Annotated in this window: 21 protein-coding genes and 1 pseudogene; 12 read left to right on the top strand and 10 right to left on the bottom strand. The window is 47.4% G+C overall.

Annotated features, from left to right (window positions below; translation table 11 throughout):
• Nucleotides 1-13 precede the first annotated feature (13 nt).
• Nucleotides 14-337 carry a DUF440 family protein gene (locus IE163_RS10085; protein ID WP_189432827.1) on the top strand — a complete coding sequence of 108 codons (324 nt, stop codon included), beginning with the start codon at nt 14-16 and terminating at the stop codon, nt 335-337.
• Between the two features lie 51 nt (nt 338-388).
• Nucleotides 389-934 carry an isochorismatase family protein gene (locus IE163_RS10090; RefSeq protein ID WP_189432829.1) on the top strand — a complete coding sequence of 182 codons (546 nt, stop codon included), beginning with the start codon at nt 389-391 and terminating at the stop codon, nt 932-934.
• On the opposite strand, the gene IE163_RS10095 is transcribed toward IE163_RS10090, so the two are convergent.
• The 3 genes from IE163_RS10095 to IE163_RS10105 all read right to left on the bottom strand — a co-directional run bounded on the left by IE163_RS10095 (nt 935) and on the right by IE163_RS10105 (nt 3,533).
• Nucleotides 935-1,738: a S1/P1 nuclease gene (locus IE163_RS10095; RefSeq protein ID WP_189432831.1), complete on the bottom strand. Its 804-nt coding sequence runs from the start codon at nt 1,736-1,738 to the stop codon at nt 935-937.
• A 2-nt stretch (nt 1,739-1,740) separates the two neighbouring features.
• Nucleotides 1,741-2,580: a 23S rRNA (adenine(2030)-N(6))-methyltransferase RlmJ gene (locus IE163_RS10100; protein ID WP_189432833.1), complete on the bottom strand. Its 840-nt coding sequence runs from the start codon at nt 2,578-2,580 to the stop codon at nt 1,741-1,743.
• 140 nt (nt 2,581-2,720) lie between these two features.
• Nucleotides 2,721-3,533, bottom strand: coding sequence for a hypothetical protein (locus IE163_RS10105; protein ID WP_189432836.1), 813 nt, complete (start codon nt 3,531-3,533; stop codon nt 2,721-2,723).
• Nucleotides 3,534-3,730: 197 nt separating this feature from the next.
• Between IE163_RS10105 and IE163_RS10110 the strand changes: the two genes are divergently transcribed.
• The gene (locus IE163_RS10110) at nt 3,731-4,606 is read left to right on the top strand and encodes a tRNA/rRNA methyltransferase (RefSeq protein WP_189432838.1); all 876 of its coding nucleotides are present in this window, start codon (nt 3,731-3,733) and stop codon (nt 4,604-4,606) included.
• A 125-nt stretch (nt 4,607-4,731) separates the two neighbouring features.
• Here the strand turns inward: IE163_RS10110 and IE163_RS10115 are convergent, their stop codons facing one another.
• The 7 genes from IE163_RS10115 to metK all read right to left on the bottom strand — a co-directional run bounded on the left by IE163_RS10115 (nt 4,732) and on the right by metK (nt 10,708).
• Entirely contained in the window at nt 4,732-4,998 is a 267-nt protein-coding gene (locus IE163_RS10115) for a DUF1653 domain-containing protein (protein WP_189432840.1), read from the bottom strand.
• A complete protein-coding gene (gene ruvX, locus IE163_RS10120) occupies nt 4,982-5,401 on the bottom strand; it encodes a Holliday junction resolvase RuvX (protein WP_189432842.1) in 420 nt (139 codons plus the stop codon). Before ruvX ends, IE163_RS10115 begins: the two co-directional genes overlap by 17 nt.
• Nucleotides 5,401-5,958, bottom strand: a complete 558-nt coding sequence (locus IE163_RS10125; RefSeq protein ID WP_189432844.1) for a YqgE/AlgH family protein — start codon at nt 5,956-5,958, stop codon at nt 5,401-5,403. Before IE163_RS10125 ends, ruvX begins: the two co-directional genes overlap by 1 nt.
• A 32-nt stretch (nt 5,959-5,990) precedes the next feature.
• Nucleotides 5,991-6,956, bottom strand: a complete 966-nt coding sequence (gshB, locus tag IE163_RS10130) for a glutathione synthase (RefSeq protein WP_189432846.1) — start codon at nt 6,954-6,956, stop codon at nt 5,991-5,993.
• A gap of 8 nt (nt 6,957-6,964) precedes the next feature.
• Entirely contained in the window at nt 6,965-7,693 is a 729-nt protein-coding gene (rsmE, locus tag IE163_RS10135; protein ID WP_189432847.1) for a 16S rRNA (uracil(1498)-N(3))-methyltransferase, read from the bottom strand.
• A 98-nt stretch (nt 7,694-7,791) separates the two neighbouring features.
• Nucleotides 7,792-9,372, bottom strand: coding sequence for an AbgT family transporter (locus IE163_RS10140; RefSeq protein WP_189432849.1), 1,581 nt, complete (start codon nt 9,370-9,372; stop codon nt 7,792-7,794).
• A 187-nt stretch (nt 9,373-9,559) separates the two neighbouring features.
• Complete coding sequence (metK, locus tag IE163_RS10145; protein WP_189432851.1) at nt 9,560-10,708, bottom strand: methionine adenosyltransferase; 1,149 nt, start codon at nt 10,706-10,708, stop codon at nt 9,560-9,562.
• A 378-nt stretch (nt 10,709-11,086) separates the two neighbouring features.
• Here metK and tkt point away from each other — a divergent pair, with 378 nt between their 5' ends.
• The 9 genes and pseudogenes from tkt to IE163_RS17990 form a co-directional block, all read left to right on the top strand.
• Nucleotides 11,087-13,084 (top strand): transketolase, encoded by a 1,998-nt coding sequence (gene tkt / locus IE163_RS10150; protein WP_189432853.1) that lies wholly within the window; start codon nt 11,087-11,089, stop codon nt 13,082-13,084.
• A gap of 47 nt (nt 13,085-13,131) precedes the next feature.
• Entirely contained in the window at nt 13,132-14,139 is a 1,008-nt protein-coding gene (gene epd / locus IE163_RS10155) for an erythrose-4-phosphate dehydrogenase (protein ID WP_189432855.1), read from the top strand.
• A 24-nt stretch (nt 14,140-14,163) separates the two neighbouring features.
• On the top strand, nt 14,164-15,345 hold the full coding sequence (locus tag IE163_RS10160; RefSeq protein WP_189432857.1) for a phosphoglycerate kinase: 1,182 nt from the start codon (nt 14,164-14,166) through the stop codon (nt 15,343-15,345).
• A 111-nt stretch (nt 15,346-15,456) separates the two neighbouring features.
• Nucleotides 15,457-16,521 carry a class II fructose-bisphosphate aldolase gene (gene fba, locus IE163_RS10165; RefSeq protein ID WP_189432859.1) on the top strand — a complete coding sequence of 355 codons (1,065 nt, stop codon included), beginning with the start codon at nt 15,457-15,459 and terminating at the stop codon, nt 16,519-16,521.
• A 245-nt stretch (nt 16,522-16,766) separates the two neighbouring features.
• A complete protein-coding gene (locus IE163_RS10170) occupies nt 16,767-17,537 on the top strand; it encodes a DUF3450 domain-containing protein (RefSeq protein ID WP_189432861.1) in 771 nt (256 codons plus the stop codon).
• Between the two features lie 6 nt (nt 17,538-17,543).
• The gene (locus tag IE163_RS10175) at nt 17,544-18,911 is read left to right on the top strand and encodes a MotA/TolQ/ExbB proton channel family protein (protein ID WP_189432863.1); all 1,368 of its coding nucleotides are present in this window, start codon (nt 17,544-17,546) and stop codon (nt 18,909-18,911) included.
• Nucleotides 18,912-18,913: 2 nt separating this feature from the next.
• Nucleotides 18,914-19,438, top strand: a complete 525-nt coding sequence (locus IE163_RS10180; protein ID WP_189433001.1) for a MotA/TolQ/ExbB proton channel family protein — start codon at nt 18,914-18,916, stop codon at nt 19,436-19,438.
• A gap of 11 nt (nt 19,439-19,449) precedes the next feature.
• Complete coding sequence (locus IE163_RS10185; RefSeq protein ID WP_189432865.1) at nt 19,450-19,854, top strand: ExbD/TolR family protein; 405 nt, start codon at nt 19,450-19,452, stop codon at nt 19,852-19,854.
• A 2-nt stretch (nt 19,855-19,856) separates the two neighbouring features.
• A pseudogene (locus tag IE163_RS17990) lies at nt 19,857-20,035 on the top strand (energy transducer TonB); the annotation flags it as partial.

A 20,035-nucleotide genomic window follows, 5' to 3' on the forward strand; every position in this document is an offset into this window, starting at 1 on the left:
TTTTGGGGGTACTATGCAAGACGTTGAACTTTGGTCGTTGGATGAGCTATGCGATCATGCCTTTGATATATTTGAAGAGTTAGCGGTAGATAATTTGTCAGCAGCAGATTATCAACGTTATCAACTACATTATGAAACCCGTGGCTACGCTGATGTATTGCCACCTGGTGAGGGCTGGGAAGAGCTGGCCACCCAAGACTTAGATCCCGAGCTGCATTTTGAGGTACAAATTGGCTTAACGGGTGAAGAGGGCAACGCTGATATGGTATTAGCGCGTATTTTGCTTAGTCGGGAAAAAGATGAAAGCCTTTGCCATGCCTTGTGGCGTGGTCAGTGATTTACCTTTTGCAAGACGAAGGGTATTTGGGTATACACTTAGGAGATTGTCATGTTGCTTAACGCCAAACAAAGCCAGGTACTACTTATTGATATCCAAAGCCGTTTAGCGCCGGCCATCTTCGACAGTGCTGCAGTAAGTCAGGCCGCGGCCTGGGTATTACAAATTGCTAGTTTGTGTGAAGTGCCGGTATTAGCAACAGAGCAATATCCAAAAGGCTTAGGGCATACCTTACCCGCGCTGCTGGAACTGTTACCCGAGCAGGCGGTATTTGAAAAAATTCATTTTAGCGCCCTGCGGGAAAGTACGATCGCTGAAGCAATTGCCGCTAAAGCCCGGTCTCAAATTGTGGTACTGGGTACCGAAAGCCATGTTTGTGTACTACAAAGCGTGCTGGACTTATTGGCAGCGGGTTATCAGGTTTTTGTGGTAATTGAAGCTGTTGGTTCGCGCACACCAGAAAATAAACAACTAGCACTTAGCCGGATGCAGCAGGCGGGGGCGGTAATCATTAGCCAAGAAATGTTAGCCTTTGAGTGGCTGGAGCGAGCCGGAACCGAATTGTTCCGGCAAATTAGTAAAGGTTGGATCCGCTAGTTATTCTGCGTTTTCTATCGTGAGTAGCTGCTCGAGTAGAAAGGCCAGGCGCACTGCTGCTTGTTGCAGGCGTTGCTCCAGAATAGGCTGATACTGCAAAACATAGGTGTCGTCGATCAGCATGCCAGGGCGGTACTGCTGGTAAATGTCATAAGTTAGGGCGGCGGACTCATTTGCCCAATCCAATACGGTTCCTTGCTGCCAGTTTGCGATGTTGTCCGCAGTAAGCTGTAAAAATAACGCTTCTTGCTTAACATAATCGTCATCGTAACCCAACTTGCTCAGCATATTTGTGTCCCAAACACCATGCAGGTTAGTGGGCATTTCATGGCTATAAAAATAGACGGCAGTGCGATTGCCCCCCAAGTCATCGGCGTAGCTAACGTGTAATGGCTGATGCAGATCGCCAATATGATGTGCCAAAAACAGCAAGGCTTGCCAATCATGCTTATCTGCTGCTAAGCGCTGCTGCATATCCGCAATGGCCGATAAAATACAGCCTCGTTCCGGACAGTCTTCAATAGTCACTTGCTTTTCACCACGCGGCATATTGACGTAATGATGCGGTGCACTCCAGCGAAACTCATCTTGCCCCCGAACTTCATCTGGCCAAGCGCAGGCGCTGGCAAATTCTGTATGGGGTGAGGCGGCGACCAGGCTTGCCAACTGCTGCTGGGTGGTTACCGAGACCAACTGCAGCGCCATATCGCATACTAAACCATGGCCGGAGCGACCAAAGCTGTAGCTGTGAAAACTAAGCAGCATACTAAAAATTACGCTGGCAAAAACTACTAAAAACCGCATCGTTACTCTCCAACTAACTGGGTGATCTGATAATGGCTGCTTGCCAAACCAAGTTGTTGCTGTACTTCAGTTAGGGCGAGTTTCAGATCTTCCGCTAAGGTATAGGGCGGGTTAATAACCAGCATACCGCTGCCGGTCATACCGTGGCCTTGGCTGTCTGCGTGCAGATTAAACTCAATCCGCAGCTGATTTCTTATGCCAGTATTCACAATAGCTGCAATAAAGGCCTCGATGGCATTGCGTTCAATCACCGGATACCAGATAGCATAAGTGGCTTGTGGCCAGCGCTTATAGGCGTCAAGCAAGCCTGTAACCAAGTCCTGATATTCTGTTCTAAGCTCATAAGGTGGATCAATAAGCACCAGGCCGCGTTTGACCAAGGGCGGCAGCATAGCCTTAAAACCGGCATAGGCATCAGTATTTTCGATACGGGAATAGCGGCGTTTTACAAACTGACTTTTTAAGATCGGAAAGTCAGTAGGGTGCAGCTCGGTGGCTTGCATGTGATCCTGCTCGCGCAGCATTAGTGCGGCAATTTTGGGTGAGCCTGGGTAAAAATTCAGCTCATTGTCCGGATTAAGTTGTTTAATAACTGCCAGATATTTTCTCAGTACGACACTTTGTGGCTGATAATGCCAAAGTTTAGCAATGCCATCTTTAAATTCTGCGGTTTTTTGCGCATGCTCGCTTTGCAAACTATAAAGCCCGGCACCCGCATGGGTATCGTGATAACACAGTGGCTTATCTTTTTTTAGCAAGTAATCTAAGATAGCCACTTCAGTTAGATGTTTTATCACATCGGCATGATTGCCGGCGTGATAACTGTGGCGATAACTGAGCATGGGGAAGGCCTTTTTTTGCGATTTTTCAGGCGCCAAGGATACTGGCTTAGCTGAAAAATACAAGAGTGATGGCTTTATCTAAAAGGCTAGATTTGCTTAATGCTGCGGCATCCCAGCTGTTCTGCCGCAGCATGATATCTTTACCTGTGTAAGTCAGTGTGAAGCGAGTTGCCCAGTACTGGCTTTGATTGCTGCTTGGGCTGGTCGTTTAACTGTTGCTTTTGGTCGTCGACCGCCTCTTTAAGCTGCTGTTTTTGAGCGTCGATAGTCTCTTTAAGTTGCTGCTTGGGCTGTTCGATGAGCTGCTGTTTTTGAGCGTCGATAGCTTCTTTAAGCCGCTGCTGGGGTTGTTCTATTAGCTGCTGCTTCTGCGTTGCGATTGCTTGCTGCAGCTGTTGTTGAGGTTGCTCGAGTAGTTGTTGTTTCTGCTGCTCCAGTTGTTGTTGCAGCAGTTTTTCCGGATCGCTAGCCATTTTTGCGTAGCCCACTAACTCATCTGGCCAGACCGGGAGCACCGCTTTGGCTTTTTGTTCCACGACTTCAGCAAAAATCTGGGTGACGCCGCCCTTACTCATTAATACCGCCATCTGATTGGTTTCGGCATTCCAGACAAAACCCGCTTTTTCCGCTAATTGCGGTAAGGGTGTATAGGTTGAAGCCACATAAAATAGTGGGCCCTGCTGTTTAATTTCATTGGCGGTGTTGAGCAAAGTTACCGCTGTTTGATAGTGCTCACCCAATAGTGGCTCAAGCCGTTTCTTAATTATGGGCTGCTCAAATAAATTCACTTCCTTGGGATCAAGGCCAACCAATGGCTTTAATAGTGCCCACATCAGCTGGCCTTGTGGCGATAATAGCAGGGCTGGCGCAACGCAGGCGCTTAGTAATAACGCCGCGACAAACAACAAGCTTAGGCGCACGGCAGCGCACTTGTTTACGACATAAGTGAACATAGTTTTTGAATACCTGAATGGTGTTGAGATTAGGGTTGAATTGCTTCGGAACCGAAGCGCGCGCACTCTAGCATAGCGTTTAGATTTTGGGCAGAGGAGGGCGCAGATATATTTAAAAGACAAGTATTGTTGCCCTGTAGCTGGTAAAATCCGCGCTATACAGAATTGAACGCCTTAGGGCAACTTCAGGAAAGTTTATGTCACAACACAAGCCAAAAGGCGCTAAAGCGGCTAACTCATTACACAAGCCTTGGGCTAAGACAGCAAAAGTAAAAGCAAATCATCCTCAGCACAGTGTTGCTAGCGCCAAGACACAGGCAACGAAGCCACTAAAATCGGTGCTTGAGGATGAAAGCAAAGTCTATGGTGAAAATGCTTGCCGCGTGCTCTTTACACAAAGACCAGATGCCGTGGTGCGGCTTTATGTATCTGAAAAGTTAGCCCCGAAATTTGCTGACGTGATGAAGCACTTGGCTGCGGCCAAAAAAGCCTATCATATAGTGGATGAGGCTGAGCTTGAGAAAGTGGCGGCTAGCCAACACCATGGTGGTATAGTGTTGCTGGTAAAGCGTAAGCCTATTCCAACGCTGGCCAATTATCTCAATCAAAAAGGCAAAAAACGCGATTGTTTATTGGCCTTAGATGGCGTGGGTAACCCACATAATTTAGGCGCTATTGTCCGCACCTGTGCCCATTTTGGCATAACCGGAGTGATTATGCGGGAGCCGCAATTGCTGCACTCTGGCGCATCGTTACGCACGGCGGAAGGCGGTGGCGAGTTTGTTGAAGCCCTTAAATGCGATGATATGCCACTGGCGCTGCGTTTATGTAAAGAGGCAGGTTATACGCTGGTAACCACCTCTAGCCATGGTGGCCAATCGCTTTATCAAACGGCGTTACCCGAGAAAGTGGTGATCGTATTTGGCGAAGAGATGTTTGGTGTCTCGAAAAACGTGGCTAAGGCGGCCGATATAGCGCTGCAAATCCCGGGTACCGGCAAGGTAGAGTCATTAAATGTTAGTGTGGCGGCCAGTTTGATTTTAGGTGAGTGGTATCGGCAGCAAAAGGGCTAAATTATGCTGATTAGGGGCAGCAGATTGCCCCTGTTCCCTTCACTTTCTGATATAAGCTGGTTTTGCTGCGCAAGTTAACCCAGTGGCCGTTTTGCTGCTTTAGCGCTATTCAGTTTAACTACTGCTTAAATTACTGGTGCCAGCGCCACCCCAGCCGGCGCTTCGGTGCTCAAAAACTGAAAGCGCGGGATTAATTCACCGGCTATCTCGACATTTTCAATAAACATGCTGGCGGGGCGACCCCAAAGACCATAATCACCATACAGGGCACGATACATCACCAGCCACTCCAGTGTTTCACTATGTTGCGCCAAAGCAATAACCTGATAGTAGCGACCTTTATAGTGTTGGTAAAACCCAAGTGGAATTTCTGGCTTAGTCACGTTGTTCATACCAGCCCTCAAAGATAATTTGTGCTGATAAGCTGTCGACTTTATCTTTACTTAAATTACGATAACCGCCTTCGGCAAATAAACGGCTGCGTGCATCAGCTGTCGATAAGCGTTCATCGTGTAGGCTAACGGGCAGGCCAAAGCGACCATGTAAACGGTTAGCAAATTTACGGGTACGCACGGTAAACTCTTGCTCGCTGCCGTCCATATTAAGCGGTAAGCCGACTAGTAAAAGTTGCGGTTGCCACTCTTTAATTAAACGCTCGATTTGCTCCCAATCCGGGATGCCATCACGGGCTTTTAACGCGGCTAGCAGGGTAGCGCTGCCGGTTAATTCCGAGCCAACGGCTACCCCAATACTTTTGGTGCCATAATCAAAACATAAAATGGTGCGATGTTGCATTAAGCGTGGCCAGCCTCATTAGTTAATTGCCAGGGTTTGATGCCCATAGTGGCAGTAGCAGATTGCCATTTCTCGGCATGGGTCAGATCAAAGATAATATGATTCTCAGCCGGGATCACCAGCCAGCTATTGTCAATAATCTCTTGTTCTAACTGCCCGGCAGTCCAACCGGCATAGCCCAGTGCCAAAATAAATTTCTCCGGTGCGCGCTCGGTGGTCAGATCAATTAAGATATCTTTTGAGGTGGTGACCATTAAGCCGTTTTCCAGCGACATACTGCTATGGTAACCGGGTTTAGCGGTATGCAGCACGAAGCCGCGATCGCTTTGCACCGGACCACCCGCGCAAACATTAATAGCGGCCGCTGGGCTTTTCGCATCATAAGCAATTTCTAGTTGCTCAAGTAAATCAGCAACTTTGACATTAAGGGGATGGTTAATGACGATCCCCATAGCACCTTCTTCGTTGTGTTCGCAAATATAGGTCACACTGCGTTTAAACATCGGATCATCCAATGCTGGCATCGCAATTAAAAAATGGTTCTGAAATCCTTGCATACAACCTCCGCTAGAAACTATTGACTTCAAGCTTACTGCGTTGAGCGTGTTGCCAGGCGCTGTTCTATGGCGTCAAACAACATACCGGTGATACTGACCGGGAAAGCTGCTTCAATTTCCCGAATACAGGTTGGACTGGTAACATTGATTTCAGTTAATTTATCGCCGATTACATCTAAACCGACGAAGATTAAGCCTTTCGCTTTAAGGGTAGGGCCGATAGCTCTGGCTATAGCCCAGTCAGAATCAGACAAAGGGCGCGCTTCACCGCGACCACCTGCTGCCAGATTACCGCGAGTTTCACCGGATGCCGGGATCCGTGCTAAACAGTATGGCACAGGTTCGCCGTCTACTACCAATATACGTTTATCACCGTCTTTAATTTCCGGAATAAAGCGTTGTGCCATGGCATAGCGCTGACCATGCTCGGTAAGGGTTTCAATAATGACGCTAACATTGGCATCATCTGGTTTTAAGCGGAAGATAGAAGCGCCACCCATGCCATCTAAAGGTTTTAAAATAACATCCTGCTCTTGCTGATAAAAGGCTTTTAAGCGGCTAGCATCACGGCTAACCAGGGTTTTGGGCGTGTAGTGACTAAACCAACTGGTGTACAGCTTCTCATTAGCGTCACGCAGGCTTTGCGGTTTATTGATAATCAGTGTGCCCGCATCCTCGGCCCGCTCCAGCATATAGGTAGCGTAGATATACTCGGTATCAAAAGGCGGATCTTTGCGCATCAAAATCACCTGTAAGTCACTTAGCGCGATATCCTGCTCGGTATCAAACTGATACCAGCGTTGATAATCTTGCTGCACTTTTAAGATTTTACTGCGGGCGCGGGCCTGACCTTGTAGCAGATATAAATCAGCCATTTCCATATAATGGATTTCATAGCCGCGTTCTTGTGCCTGCAATAGCATGGCAAAGCTGGAATCTTTTTTAATGTTAATCTGGCTGATGGGATCCATCACAATACCAAGTTTAATCGCGCTCATAGTTATCCTCAGGCAAGATCGCCAAATTGCAATTGCAGGGCACTGATCGCTGTTAAAGCGGCCGTTTCGGTGCGTAAAATACGCGGCCCTAGTTGAATACCGTTAAAGCCAGCTGTGGCGGTGATGGCCACCTCATAGTCGGTGAAGCCACCTTCTGGGCCAATGACCAAGCGAATAGCCGCTGCCGGTGCTAAGGTCTTAATGGTGGCACTGGCCCGTGGATCCAAGGTGAGTGCTAATTCTTTTGTGGGTTGTGCTAACCAGTGCGCCAGGCTAATGGCTGGATGTACCGTCGGCACCACGCTACGACCACTTTGTTCACAGGCGCTAATGGCAATTTTTTGCCATTGTTCGTTGCGCTTTGCCAGACGTTCACCGTCCAGCTTTACGCCACAGCGCTCGGTAAAGAGTGGGGTAATTTCGGTTACGCCCAGTTCTACCGCTTTTTGAATGGCAAAGTCCATCCGGTCGCCCCGGGAAATACCCTGACCAAGATGAATACGTAACGGTGATTCCACTGGATTCGCAGCTACGTTATCAATACGAACCTGAACCTGCTTTTTGCTCACTTCGGTAATGATAGCGGTGTAGTTATTGCCGTCGCCATTAAACAGTTGCAGCGGCTGCCCATTTTGCATCCGCAGTACCCGGCCAACGTGATTGGCGGCATCTTCAGCTAACAGTAGGGTGGTGCCTACTTGGATTGGCTCGGGGTGATAAATTCGTACAGTTCGCATAGCGTTATCATTAAGAGTAAAAACGTTGATATTAGCAGCTTTTCGCCACCGCTGAAAAAGGCCCCGCAGGGCCTTGTCTAAGTTTGTTAAAACGCCGTTTAGCGAGCTGGGATATAGTCGTATGATGCGCCCAAGCCAAGTGGAATGTCCAATGCCCAGAAGCCCAGCAAAAAGGCGGTCCATAGCAGCAGCATCGCAATAGAGTAGGGCAGCATTAAGGCGACTAAGGTACCAATACCGCTATTTTTCACATATTTTTGGCAGAACACCACAATCAGTGGGAAATACGGCAATAAGGGCGTAATGATGTTAGTAGATGAATCACCTACCCGATAGGCCGCTTGGGTTAAATCTGGCGAAATACCCAGCTCCATCAACATAGGCACCATAATGGCGCCAATTAGCGCCCATTTGGCAGAAGCAGAGCCGACCACTAAATTAACAAAACCGGATAAAAACACGATACCCACCAAGGTCATCGCTAGCGGTAAACCCATGGCTTTTAAGGCGTTGGCACCTTTAAGCGCAAGCAGTGTACCCAGATTAGACTGGTTAAACGCATATAAGAACAGCGCACAGAAAAACGCCATAACAATGTAATAACCCATGCCACTCATGGCATGGCTCATGCCTTTGATAATATCACGGTGATTGCTTACCGAGCCTGAGACATAGCCATAGACAATACCGGGTACCAGGAAGAACACTAAGATCAATGTAACGATAGATTTCATTAATGGGGAAGCGGCAACCAGTAACGGATTCATCCCTTCAGCAACTTGTTCAGCAGGTGCTGCCCAGGGGGTCGCGGCCGGCAAAACAATACTTAGTGCAAGTAACAAGGCTACCACAAACATGGAGGTCACAGCAGCACGTAACCCTTTGCGTTCTTGCGTACTCAACGCTTCCATAGTGATCATTTGTGAGGTATCGCCATCCACTTTGGTTTTGGCTAAGCGCGGCTCAATCACTTTGTCGGTTAAAAACCAGCCTATTACTACTATTAACACGGTGGATGCGGTAGTGAAAATATAGTTATTAAGCGGGTTAATAATTACTGTTGGATCGAGTATTTGGGCAGAGACCTGAGTCATGCCCGCCAGCAAAGGATCTAAACTGGAGGGCACAAAGAAGGTTGCCGAGAACCCACCCGATACACCCGCGAAGGCAGCAGCAATACCCGCTAACGGATGACGACCTGCGGCATAGAAGATCACCGCGCCCAAGGGAATAACTAAGACATAACCGGCGTCTACCGCAACATGACTTAATACACCCACGGCAATTAATACCGGAGTAAGAAAGGTCGCTGGCGTAACCGCTAAAATAGAACGTAAACCCGCATTAATAAAGCCAGTATATTCCGCGACACCCAAGCCTAACATAGCCACTAAAACCACACCTAAGGGGGGGAAGTTAACAAAGGTTGTGACGATATTGGAGGCAAAAGTTGTCAGGGCATTACCCGATAATAAGTTAACAATTTGAATTTGTTGGCCGGTGCGCGGATCGATTTCGCTAAAGGTCATGCCAGAGAATAACCAGGACATCCCCCAGACAATCACCATCAGTAGCGCAAACAACACAGCAGGATCCGGTAATTTATTACCTACCACCTCGATGGTATTGAGCGCACGATTCATCCAGCCATTGTTAGTGGCTGCGGTTTGTTCAGACATAACATATCCTTTTTTATTTTTTTATTGTGTACTCACTGTTGCAGTGAGTGACCCTGGAAGGTACAGCGTGGTCATAATCATACACAAAACTGTGCCGCAGTTAAGCGGCAATTTTGTATTAATGCCAAATTAAAATAACAAAAAGGAGAGCCAGGCTCTCCTTAATTACATATTTTAAGCAAACTGCTTACTTAGCATACTGCCGCAGCAGCTCAGCTTTGTCGGTTTGTTCCCACGGGAACTCATCGCGGCCAAAGTGGCCATAAGCCGCTGTTGGTAAGTAAATTGGGCGCTCTAACTTTAACATTTCGATTAAGCCATAGGGGCGTAAATCAAAATGCTCACGCACTAATTTAATTAATTCATCTTCAGACAGTTTGCTGGTACCAAAGGTTTCCAAGCTAATTGAGGTAGGTTCTGCTACACCAATAGCATAAGATACCTGTAACTCGCAGCGATCTGCTAAGCCAGCAGCTACGATGTTTTTCGCGACATAGCGAGCGGCATACGCGGCTGAACGGTCAACTTTTGATGGATCTTTGCCCGAGAAGGCACCACCACCATGGCGGGCCATACCACCGTAGGTATCAACGATAATTTTGCGGCCAGTTAAACCACAGTCACCCATAGGGCCACCGATCACAAAACGGCCCGTTGGGTTGATAAAGAATTTAGTGTTACTGGTTAACCATTCTGCTGGTAATACCGGCTTAATGATGTGTTCCATTACCGCTTCACGAAGGTCTGCCGTGCTGATAGTGTCACAATGCTGAGTTGACAATACAACAGCATCAATACCCACAGGCTTGCCATCTTCATAAATAAAGCTGAGCTGTGATTTGGCATCGGGGCGTAACCAAGGCAAAGTACCGTCTTTGCGCACTTGCGCCTGGCGCTGCACTAAACGGTGTGAATAAGTAATAGGAGCCGGCATTAACACATCAGTTTCATTGCTGGCGTAGCCGAACATTAAACCTTGATCGCCTGCGCCTTGCTCACGCGGGTCAGCCTTATCAACACCTTGGTTAATATCCGGTGATTGTTTACCAATAGCGTTTAATACTGCGCATGAATCGGCATCAAAACCCATATCAGAGTGCGTATAACCAATTTCGCGTACGGTTTTACGTACCAGCTCTTCAATATCAACCCAGGCTGAGGTAGTCACTTCACCACCTACTAACACCATACCGGTTTTGACAAAGGTCTCACAAGCAACACGCGCCTTGCTATCTTGCGCTAAGATTGCGTCCAATACTGCATCAGAAATCTGGTCAGCAATTTTATCCGGATGACCTTCAGATACCGACTCAGACGTGAAAATATGTTGTGCCATTTGTTGTTTTCCACCACGTTAGTTAAAGCGGAGTACGCCAATACAAAAATACAAAAGGCGCCATTTGCTATGCAATTAAGCCAAGGTGTAATAAACACTCGTTGGTCTTAACAACTGCCTTCGCAAAGTACCAGGCGCCAAAAATAGCCGTCAATTTTAGAGAAATTCGCGGGCGAATACCAGAATTATTTGACGCCCAGACGTCTTTCTTTCCGTTTTTTACGCAAACAGGGACAATCAGATCAGCCCACAGGAAAATAAAGGCCTGGCCAGAGATTAACATTTGCCATCTTAGGTCGACTGAGTGAAAATAGCGCACAAATAAAGAGTAAAAACATTAAATCTGCACACTTTTAGCTTATTACCCCAGGAGTGAACATGCCATCTCGTAAACAACTCGCCAATGCCATCCGTGCCTTAAGTATGGATGCCGTACAACAAGCAAAATCGGGCCATCCCGGCGCCCCTATGGGCATGGCGGATATTGCCGAGGTGCTCTGGCGTGATTACCTGAAGCATAATCCGCAAAATCCTAACTGGGCTGATCGCGATCGCTTTGTGTTATCGAACGGTCATGGCTCTATGCTGATATATTCTTTATTGCACCTAAGCGGCTATGAACTGGGTATCGACGACTTAAAACAATTCCGGCAGTTACATTCTAAAACGCCTGGCCATCCAGAGTATGGCTATGCACCAGGTGTAGAAACCACTACGGGGCCACTAGGCCAGGGCATTACTAATGCAGTAGGTATGGCGCTGGCCGAAAAAGCATTGGCTGCCCAATTTAACCAGCCTGGCTTTGATATTGTTGATCATTACACCTATGTGTTCTTAGGTGATGGCTGCTTAATGGAAGGGATCTCGCATGAGGCTTGCTCTTTAGCCGGCACCCTGGGTTTAGGTAAGCTGATTGCGTTTTGGGATGATAACGGTATCTCTATCGATGGTCATGTGGAAGGCTGGTTTACCGATAACACCCCAGCGCGGTTTGAAGCCTATGGCTGGCATGTGGTGGCTAATGTTGATGGTCATGACGCTGACGCCGTTAAAGCGGCAATTGAGCAAGCGCGTGCAGTAACCGATAAGCCTACCGTAATTTGTTGTAAAACCGTCATCGGTTATGGTTCGCCGAATAAAGGTGGTAGCCATGACTGCCATGGTGCACCACTGGGTGATGCTGAAATTGCCGCGGCCCGCGAGTTTTTGCAATGGCCGCATGCGCCTTTTGATATTCCAACGGATATTTATGCCGATTGGGATGCGAAAACCGCAGGTACAGCGCGCGAGCAAGCCTGGCAAAACCTGTTTAACGATTACGCCAAAGCGCACCCTACTTTAGCTGCCGAGTTTAGCCGCCGCTATAGCGGTACCTTACCAGCAAACTGGGCAGAGCAAAGCCAAGCCTATATCGAAAAACTGCAAGCCAATTCTGCGACTATTGCTACTCGCAAAGCCTCGCAAAATGCCCTAAATGCCTTTGGCCCCTTATTGCCAGAATTTATGGGCGGTTCTGCCGATTTAGCCGGTTCTAACCTGACCATTTGGGCGGGCTCAAAACCGTTAACGGCTGCTGATGCCTCAGGCAACTATGTATATTACGGTGTGCGCGAGTTTGGTATGTCAGCCATGATGAATGGTATTGCCCTGCATGGTGGTTTTGTACCTTATGGCGCAACCTTCTTAATGTTTATGGAATATGCGCGTAATGCGGTGCGCATGGCTGCTTTGATGAAGCAGCGCGTTATCTTTGTTTACACCCACGATTCCATTGGTTTGGGGGAAGATGGCCCAACGCACCAGCCGGTAGAGCAATTAGCCAGCTTGCGGGTAACGCCAAATTTAATGAACTGGCGTCCTTGTGATCAGGTAGAGTCCGCTGTGGCTTGGCAGCAAGCCATTGAGCGTGCTGATGGTCCTAGCAGCTTAATTTTTACCCGGCAAAATCTGGTACAGCAAAGCCGGACAGCCCAACAGCTGGCCGACATTAAACGTGGCGGCTATGTGTTGTTAGACAGCGATAGCGCACCAGAGCTAATTATTATCGCCACGGGTTCTGAAGTGGAGTTGGCCATGCAAGCCGCTAAACAATTACAGGCCGAGGGTAAGGCTGTGCGGGTAGTCTCTATGCCATCAACCGATGTGTTTGAGCAGCAAGATGCCGCCTACCGTGCTAAGGTATTACCTGCAACGGTAACTAAACGTATTGCGGTTGAAGCGGGCATTATGGACACTTGGTACAAGTATGTTGGCTTAGAGGGTAAAGTTATCGGTATGAGTACCTTTGGGGAATCCGCACCTGCCGAGCAATTATTTGCTTATTTTGGTATTACCACCGAAAACGTGCTGGCCGCAGCGCACGAGCTGCTGGCTTAAATTAAGCTTAATGGGCTCGTTGCGAGCCCATTTTTTTATTGAAGTCTATGACAATTAAACTGGCAATAAACGGTTTTGGCCGTATTGGTCGCAATATCTTGCGGGCAATTTATGAAAATGGCTGGCAACAGCGTTTTCGGGTAGTGGCAATCAATGAACTTGCCGACGCTGAAGGCGTTGCCCACTTATTAAAATACGACAGTTCCCATGGTCGCTTTGCGCAAAAAGTGCAGTCTTATCCTGGTGGGATCAGTGTTGCCGGCGATAAGATCGCCTTATTTGCTGAAGCCGATCCGCTAGAGCTTTCCTGGCAAGAGCTTGACGTCGATATTGTCTTAGAATGTACCGGCGTATTTTATAGCCGTGAACATGCCCAGTGGCATTTGGCGGCAGGCGCGAAAAAAGTCTTGTTCTCACACCCTGCAGCAGCCGATATTGATGCCACTATTATTTTTGGTATCAATCAACAGCTGTTAACCCAGGAAATGCAGGTACTGTCGGCAGGCTCTTGCACCACTAACTGTATTGTGCCGGTGATTCAGGTGCTGGATCAGCATTTTGGGGTGGAGAGCGGTACCATTACCACTATTCATGCCTCGATGAATGATCAACAAGTGATTGATGCTTATCATCCGGATCTGCGTCGTACCCGTGCTGCCAGCCATTCTATTATCCCAGTCGATACCAAGTTGGCACTAGGGATTGAACGCATTATGCCGCATTTAGCGGGCCGCTTTGAAGCGATTGCCGTGCGGGTACCTACGTTAAATGTTACGGCAATGGATTTAAGTGTTACGCTGCATCAGGATGTCAGCATCCATGATATTAACCGGGCATTGCGTGAAGCCAGTCAAGCGGCGTTGCAGGGGATCCTGGATTACACCGAAGAGCCGTTGGTATCGGTAGATTTTAATCATGATCCGCACTCGTGTATTGTCGATGGCTCGCAAACGCGAGTCAGTCATAAACGTTTAGTAAAGTGCTTAGTCTGGTGTGATAACGAATGGGGCTTTGCCAATCGTATGCTGGATACCGCCTTTGTTATGGCGCAATAAGGTTTTTTAGAAGGGAGAAAACTAATGTCTGTAATTCGCATGGCTGAGCTTGCACTCAGCGGTAAAAGAGTATTAATTCGCGAAGATCTTAATGTGCCGATAAAAAACGGCGTGGTTACCTCAGATGCGCGCTTAAAAGCCGCTATACCCACTATTGAACTGGCGCTTAGTAAAGGTGCCAAAGTGATGGTGATGTCACATTTAGGCCGGCCAGAAGAGGGCGTATTTGATGCAGAAGCTTCCATGCAGCCCGTGGCAGACTATTTAGCAAAAGCTTTAACTGCGCCGGTTCGTCTGGTTGCAGATTATCTTGATGGCGTAGAGGTTGCTACTGGTGAAGTGGCCGTCTTTGAAAACGTCCGTTTTAATAAAGGCGAAGGCAAAAATAACGACGAGCTGGCGCAAAAACTGGCGGCTTTGTGCGATGTGTTTGTAATGGATGCCTTTGGTACCGCGCACCGCGCGCAAGCCTCTACTCATGGTGTCGCTAAATATGCGCCTATTGCCTGTGCTGGCCCCTTGTTAACAGCGGAATTAGATGCACTGGCTGCGGCTTTAAAAAATCCAAAACGTCCCTTGGTGGCCATCGTTGGTGGTTCAAAAGTGTCTACCAAGCTAACGGTGTTAGAATCGCTTTCGGGTATTGTTGACCAGCTGATCGTGGGCGGCGGTATTGCCAACACCTTTATTGCCGCTAATGGCCATAATGTGGGCAAATCACTTTGTGAAAACGACTTAATTCCAGAAGCACAACGCTTAATGGCGCAAGCAAAAGCGCGTGGTGGCAATATTCCGGTGCCAACCGATGTGGTAACGGGAACGGCTTTTAGTGCGGATACGGTTGCCAGTTTAAAAGCAGTAGATGCGATCAGCGATGACGATATGGTATTTGATATTGGTCCAGACAGTATCGCGGAATTAAAAGCTATTCTAAAACAGGCTGGCACTATTGTTTGGAACGGTCCTGTCGGTGTGTTTGAGTTTGACCAATTTGCAGCCGGGACCAAAGCCATTGCAGAAGCTATTGCAAAGAGTGAGGCGTTTTCCATTGCTGGCGGCGGTGATACCTTAGCCGCGATAGATAAATATGGCGTGGCAGCGCAAATTTCGTACATTTCTACCGGTGGTGGTGCATTTCTGGAATTTTTGGAAGGAAAAACCTTACCCGCGGTGGCAATTTTAGAAGAACGCGCGCAAAATTCATAAAAATAATAACACAAATACCCAAAACCTTGCTGTTGCAGCTAACACCGCTGCAGCATCAAGCGCTAAGGGTCTATATCTTAAAAACTGTACCTACAAAATAGAGAGGATCTCATGGCACTGATATCATTACGGCAGATGCTGGATCACGCCGCCGAATTTGGTTATGGCGTTCCAGCATTTAACGTGAATAATCTGGAGCAAATGCGCGCTATTATGCAAGCTGCCGATAAAACCGACAGTCCGGTAATAGTGCAAGCTTCCGCTGGCGCAAGAAAATATGCCGGAGCACCTTTTTTGCGTCATCTTATTTTGGCCGCAGTAGAGGAATTCCCGCATATCCCTGTGGTGATGCATCAGGATCACGGTACCTCACTGGCAGTATGTCAGCGTGCGATTCAAATGGGTTTTTCATCCGTTATGATGGATGGCTCTTTGGGTGAAGATGGTAAAACCCCCAAGGATTATGCCTACAACGCCAATATAACGCGTAAAGTCGTTGAAATAGCGCATGCCTGTGGTGTCTCGGTTGAAGGTGAATTAGGTTGCCTGGGTTCACTGGAAACCGGTGAAGCAGGTGAGGAAGACGGTATTGGTGCAGATTGTAAGCTTACGCATGATCAAATGTTAACGGATCCGGAAGAAGCGGCACAATTCGTACGGGAAACCCAGGTAGATGCGCTAGCTATCGCTTGTGGTACTTCGCACGGTGCTTATAAATTCAGTCGGCCACCAACAGATGATATTTTAGCGATTGATCGCATTAAAGCCATCCATCAGCGCATTCCAGATACCCATCTGGTGATGCATGGTTCGTCATCCGTACCACAAGATTGGTTAGAAATAATTAACGAATATGGCGGTGCTATTCCGGAAACTTATGGCGTACCGGTAGAGCAAATTCAGCAAGGCATTAAGTATGGTGTACGTAAAATCAATATTGATACTGACTTACGTTTAGCTTCCACTGGCGCGATTCGCCGGTATCTGGCAAAACACCCGGCTGAGTTTGATCCGCGTAAATATTTACAAGAATCAGTAAAGGCAATGTCTGATATCTGTATTGCCCGGTATCAAGCCTTTGGCTGTGCCGGACAAGGCAGTAAAATTAAGCCCTTGTCACTGGATACGATGGTTGATTTATATGTTTCGGGTAAACTGACGCCAAATATAAAATAACCAAAGTGCAAAATCCCGGTTAAACAAAAACGTCTTGGCGTTTAACCGAGTTTACAATTGGTGCTAAACCGTACAATAAGCCGCACTAATACAGGTGTTGTAGGCCTTTCTGTCTGTTGACAACAGGCTTTTTACCTGTAATGATGCGGACGGTTTACCCTCTAAATCGAGGGTCCGCTGTCGTTGTTAAACGGCGACCCTTATAACATCAGGTTACGTTAATCAGCAATAATTGGTTGGGAACTATGTTTAATAAAAAAATCCACATGAGTCTTGTTGCCTCTGCGTTGGCGGGCAGTTTTGCCTTGGCTGGCTCAGCCGCAGCAACAGACCTAAAAGATCTGCATCAGGCTAATACTCAAATTCAGCGCGCCGCAGTACAGTCTCAAGAAAAAATTAATACTATTTACGAACAGACTCAGGAACTGTTGGGTGAATATCGTGTTGTCGTTGATCAAACTGACAACCTGAAAGTTTACAACGATTTCTTAGCTACTTTAGTTGCTGACCAACAACGTCAAATTGATCGCATTCAGCGCCAAATTGATGGTCTGGAAAAGACCAACCAAGGTACGGTGCCATTAATGTTCCGGATGATTGATTCACTGGAGCAGTTTGTTAAGGCTGATATCCCATTACGTACCGATCGCCGTTTAGAGCGTATTGAACGTTTACGTGATTTAATGAGCCGTTCAGACGTACAACGTTCTGAGCAATTCCGTCAAATCCTGGAAGCTTATGAAATTGAAATGGGCTACGGCACAGAGCTAGCTGCTTTCCAAGGCACCTTAGCACTAGGCGGTAACGACATCACTGTTGATTTCGTGCATTTAGGCCGTTTAGCTCTGATGGCTGTTGCTTTAGATAACAGCGCTGCATGGGTATATAACAAAGGTACTGGTAGCTGGGAAAGTTTAGCAGCATCATACATACCTTCAATCGGTAACTTTATCAAGATGGCACGTCGTGAAGCCACGCTTGAAATGGACCGCGTACCACTTTTCGCAGCGGAGTAAGAATAGATGAAATTGGCAATTAAAAATTTAGTCGTCGCTGCGGCAGTTACTCTATCTGCTTCTTTAGCGTTTAACGCGACAGCAAATACCCAAAAATTGGATCAGTTGTTACAACAAATCCAACAACAACGTACTGTTGAAGGCCGTGTTAATCAGGAACGTGAGCGTGCTTTCCTGGCAGAACGTGCTGACAAACAAGCATTGTTAAATACCGCAAAGCGGCAATTAGCAGATGAAGAAGCTCGTGGTAAGCGTTTACAACAGCAATACGCGCAAAACGATATTCTGATTGCGCAAAAGCAACAAGAATTACAAAGTGCCCTGGGTACTATGGGTGAAGTATTCGGTGTGGTTCGTCAAACTGCGAACAAGACCGTAGGTACTATCTCTAGCTCTATTATCAGCGCCCAATATCCTGGTCGTGATGTAGTGCTGCGTGAAATCGCTGCAGCTACTGAGTTACCAACCATCGAGCAGATGGAAGAGCTATGGGTAGCGATGCTGACCGAGATGACTGAGTCAGGTAAGATTGCCAAGTTTGATGCTGAAGTGGTTGAGCTGGCAGGTGGTAGTTCTACACAACGTGTAACACGTTTTGGTGCTTTCCATTTAACAACGGCTACTGATTATCTGATCCGTAACGTTGATACTGACCAAATCCAGCCATTAGGTCGTGCACCACAGTCTAAAATTCAAAGCTCGGTAGCGGCTTTCAACAGCACTCGCGCTGGTGAATTATCCAGCCTGTATGTTGACCCAACCAAAGGCAACTCGCTATTACGCTTAAACCAGCAGCGTTCTACCTTAATTGAATACTTCCACGAAGGTGGTACTGTTGGTTACTTAATCACTGTATTACTGGCCATCGGCTTACTGATTGCGCTAGAGCGTATTCTAGTATTATCTGCAGTTGGTGCAAAAATGCGCTCACAGCTGAAAAACCCAGGCAATCCTTCTACTAACAACCCATTGGGTCGTATCTTAAAAGTTTACCATGATAACAAAGACTCAGACGTTGAAAACCTGGAGCTTAAGTTAGACGAAGCTATCCTGCGCGAAACACCAAAAGTGGACCGTGGTATTGGTTTAATCAAACTGTTGGCTGCTGTTGCACCCTTGATGGGTCTGTTAGGTACGGTAATCGGTATGATCTTAACCTTCCAGCAAATCACACTGTACGGTACGGGTGATCCGAAGTTAATGGCAGGTTCTATCTCTTTAGCCTTGGTTACCACTGCACTGGGTCTGATTGCTGCATTGCCACTGTTGTTTGCACACAGCATCGTACAATCTCGTGCTAAATCTATTCTGCAAGTTCTGGATGAGCAAGCCGCTGGTATTGTTGCTGCTCACGCGGAGAAGGAGAAAGCCTAATGATGCTCCAGCTACTAGGGCTGTGGGAATCGGTTCAGGATTTTATCCATACGGGAGGCAACGTCCTGTACGTTGTCGCCGCAGTGCTCTTCTTCATGTGGGTATTGATGATTGAGCGCTACTGGTATGTCACGGCAATATTCCCGAAAACTAAACGGGACATTATTGCCAAGTGGGATGCCCGGGAAGATACAACTTCCTGGTATGCGCATAAGATCCGTGATTGCTGGATTTCCGAAGCAACGGACAAACTCGATCAAAGAATGTTACTGATAAAGACATTAGTTGCAATGTGCCCATTAGTGGGTCTGCTTGGAACGGTGACGGGTATGATTGCGGTGTTTGATATTATGGCCACCCAAGGTACCGGTAACCCACGCACTATGGCGGCGGGTATTTCCATGGCAACTATTCCAACAATGGCCGGTATGGTTGCGGCGTTGTCGGGTGTATTTTTCAGTTCGCGGCTGGAAGTTAAGGTTAAACGGGAAAAAGCAGATCTCGTTGACAGCTTACCGCATCATTAAGAGAGAATTTTATGGCACGTAAACGTATACGCGAAGACGAAGAAGCCGCAATCGACATCACGCCGATGATGGATATCGTTTTCATTATGTTGATCTTCTTTATCGTTACCACTTCTTTCGTGAAAGAGGCCGGTATTGATGTCAACAAACCTGAAGCGACCCAGGCCACCAAAAAGCCAAGTGCAACAATCTTTATTGCAATTCGTGCTAACGGTGAAGTGTGGATGGATAAGCGCCCGGTAGATGTTGAGCGGGTTGCAGCAAACATCGAACGCTTAAGAGCTGAATCGCCAACTGATACTATTATCATTCAGGCAGACAAAGAAGCGAAGCACGGTATAGTAATGGAAGTTATGGACCAGATTAAAGTAGCTGACCCATCGCTAGTAATTACTGTGGCTGGGGAGAATAACTAATTATGGTACGTTTCCTATCATCGTTAATTATCGGTGCTGTGGTAACGTTCCTGCTGTTTCTGATTATGGCGCTGCTCATTGAGGGCAGCGGCGACCGCCGGCCTCCTGAGCAGGAGCGTATTATCATAGAGATTAATACGACACCGCCGGATTCAGATACACAGACGCGGAACCCACCACC

Source organism: Alishewanella longhuensis (genome assembly GCF_014653435.1).
GTDB classification, from domain to species: Bacteria; Pseudomonadota; Gammaproteobacteria; order Enterobacterales; family Alteromonadaceae; genus Alishewanella; species Alishewanella longhuensis.

Bases quoted from the DNA above. Each gene is read 5' to 3' on its own strand.
- IE163_RS10085 (WP_189432827.1), top strand. From the start codon at position 14: ATGCAAGACGTTGAACTTTGGTCGTTGGATGAGCTATGCGATCATGCC.
- IE163_RS10090 (WP_189432829.1), top strand. From the start codon at position 389: ATGTTGCTTAACGCCAAACAAAGCCAGGTACTACTTATTGATATCCAA.
- IE163_RS10095 (WP_189432831.1), bottom strand. From the start codon at position 1,738: ATGCGGTTTTTAGTAGTTTTTGCCAGCGTAATTTTTAGTATGCTGCTT.
- IE163_RS10100 (WP_189432833.1), bottom strand. From the start codon at position 2,580: ATGCTCAGTTATCGCCACAGTTATCACGCCGGCAATCATGCCGATGTG.
- IE163_RS10105 (WP_189432836.1), bottom strand. From the start codon at position 3,533: ATGTTCACTTATGTCGTAAACAAGTGCGCTGCCGTGCGCCTAAGCTTG.
- IE163_RS10110 (WP_189432838.1), top strand. From the start codon at position 3,731: ATGTCACAACACAAGCCAAAAGGCGCTAAAGCGGCTAACTCATTACAC.
- IE163_RS10115 (WP_189432840.1), bottom strand. From the start codon at position 4,998: ATGAACAACGTGACTAAGCCAGAAATTCCACTTGGGTTTTACCAACAC.
- ruvX (WP_189432842.1), bottom strand. From the start codon at position 5,401: ATGCAACATCGCACCATTTTATGTTTTGATTATGGCACCAAAAGTATT.
- IE163_RS10125 (WP_189432844.1), bottom strand. From the start codon at position 5,958: ATGCAAGGATTTCAGAACCATTTTTTAATTGCGATGCCAGCATTGGAT.
- gshB (WP_189432846.1), bottom strand. From the start codon at position 6,956: ATGAGCGCGATTAAACTTGGTATTGTGATGGATCCCATCAGCCAGATT.
- rsmE (WP_189432847.1), bottom strand. From the start codon at position 7,693: ATGCGAACTGTACGAATTTATCACCCCGAGCCAATCCAAGTAGGCACC.
- IE163_RS10140 (WP_189432849.1), bottom strand. From the start codon at position 9,372: ATGTCTGAACAAACCGCAGCCACTAACAATGGCTGGATGAATCGTGCG.
- metK (WP_189432851.1), bottom strand. From the start codon at position 10,708: ATGGCACAACATATTTTCACGTCTGAGTCGGTATCTGAAGGTCATCCG.
- tkt (WP_189432853.1), top strand. From the start codon at position 11,087: ATGCCATCTCGTAAACAACTCGCCAATGCCATCCGTGCCTTAAGTATG.
- epd (WP_189432855.1), top strand. From the start codon at position 13,132: ATGACAATTAAACTGGCAATAAACGGTTTTGGCCGTATTGGTCGCAAT.
- IE163_RS10160 (WP_189432857.1), top strand. From the start codon at position 14,164: ATGTCTGTAATTCGCATGGCTGAGCTTGCACTCAGCGGTAAAAGAGTA.
- fba (WP_189432859.1), top strand. From the start codon at position 15,457: ATGGCACTGATATCATTACGGCAGATGCTGGATCACGCCGCCGAATTT.
- IE163_RS10170 (WP_189432861.1), top strand. From the start codon at position 16,767: ATGTTTAATAAAAAAATCCACATGAGTCTTGTTGCCTCTGCGTTGGCG.
- IE163_RS10175 (WP_189432863.1), top strand. From the start codon at position 17,544: ATGAAATTGGCAATTAAAAATTTAGTCGTCGCTGCGGCAGTTACTCTA.
- IE163_RS10180 (WP_189433001.1), top strand. From the start codon at position 18,914: ATGCTCCAGCTACTAGGGCTGTGGGAATCGGTTCAGGATTTTATCCAT.
- IE163_RS10185 (WP_189432865.1), top strand. From the start codon at position 19,450: ATGGCACGTAAACGTATACGCGAAGACGAAGAAGCCGCAATCGACATC.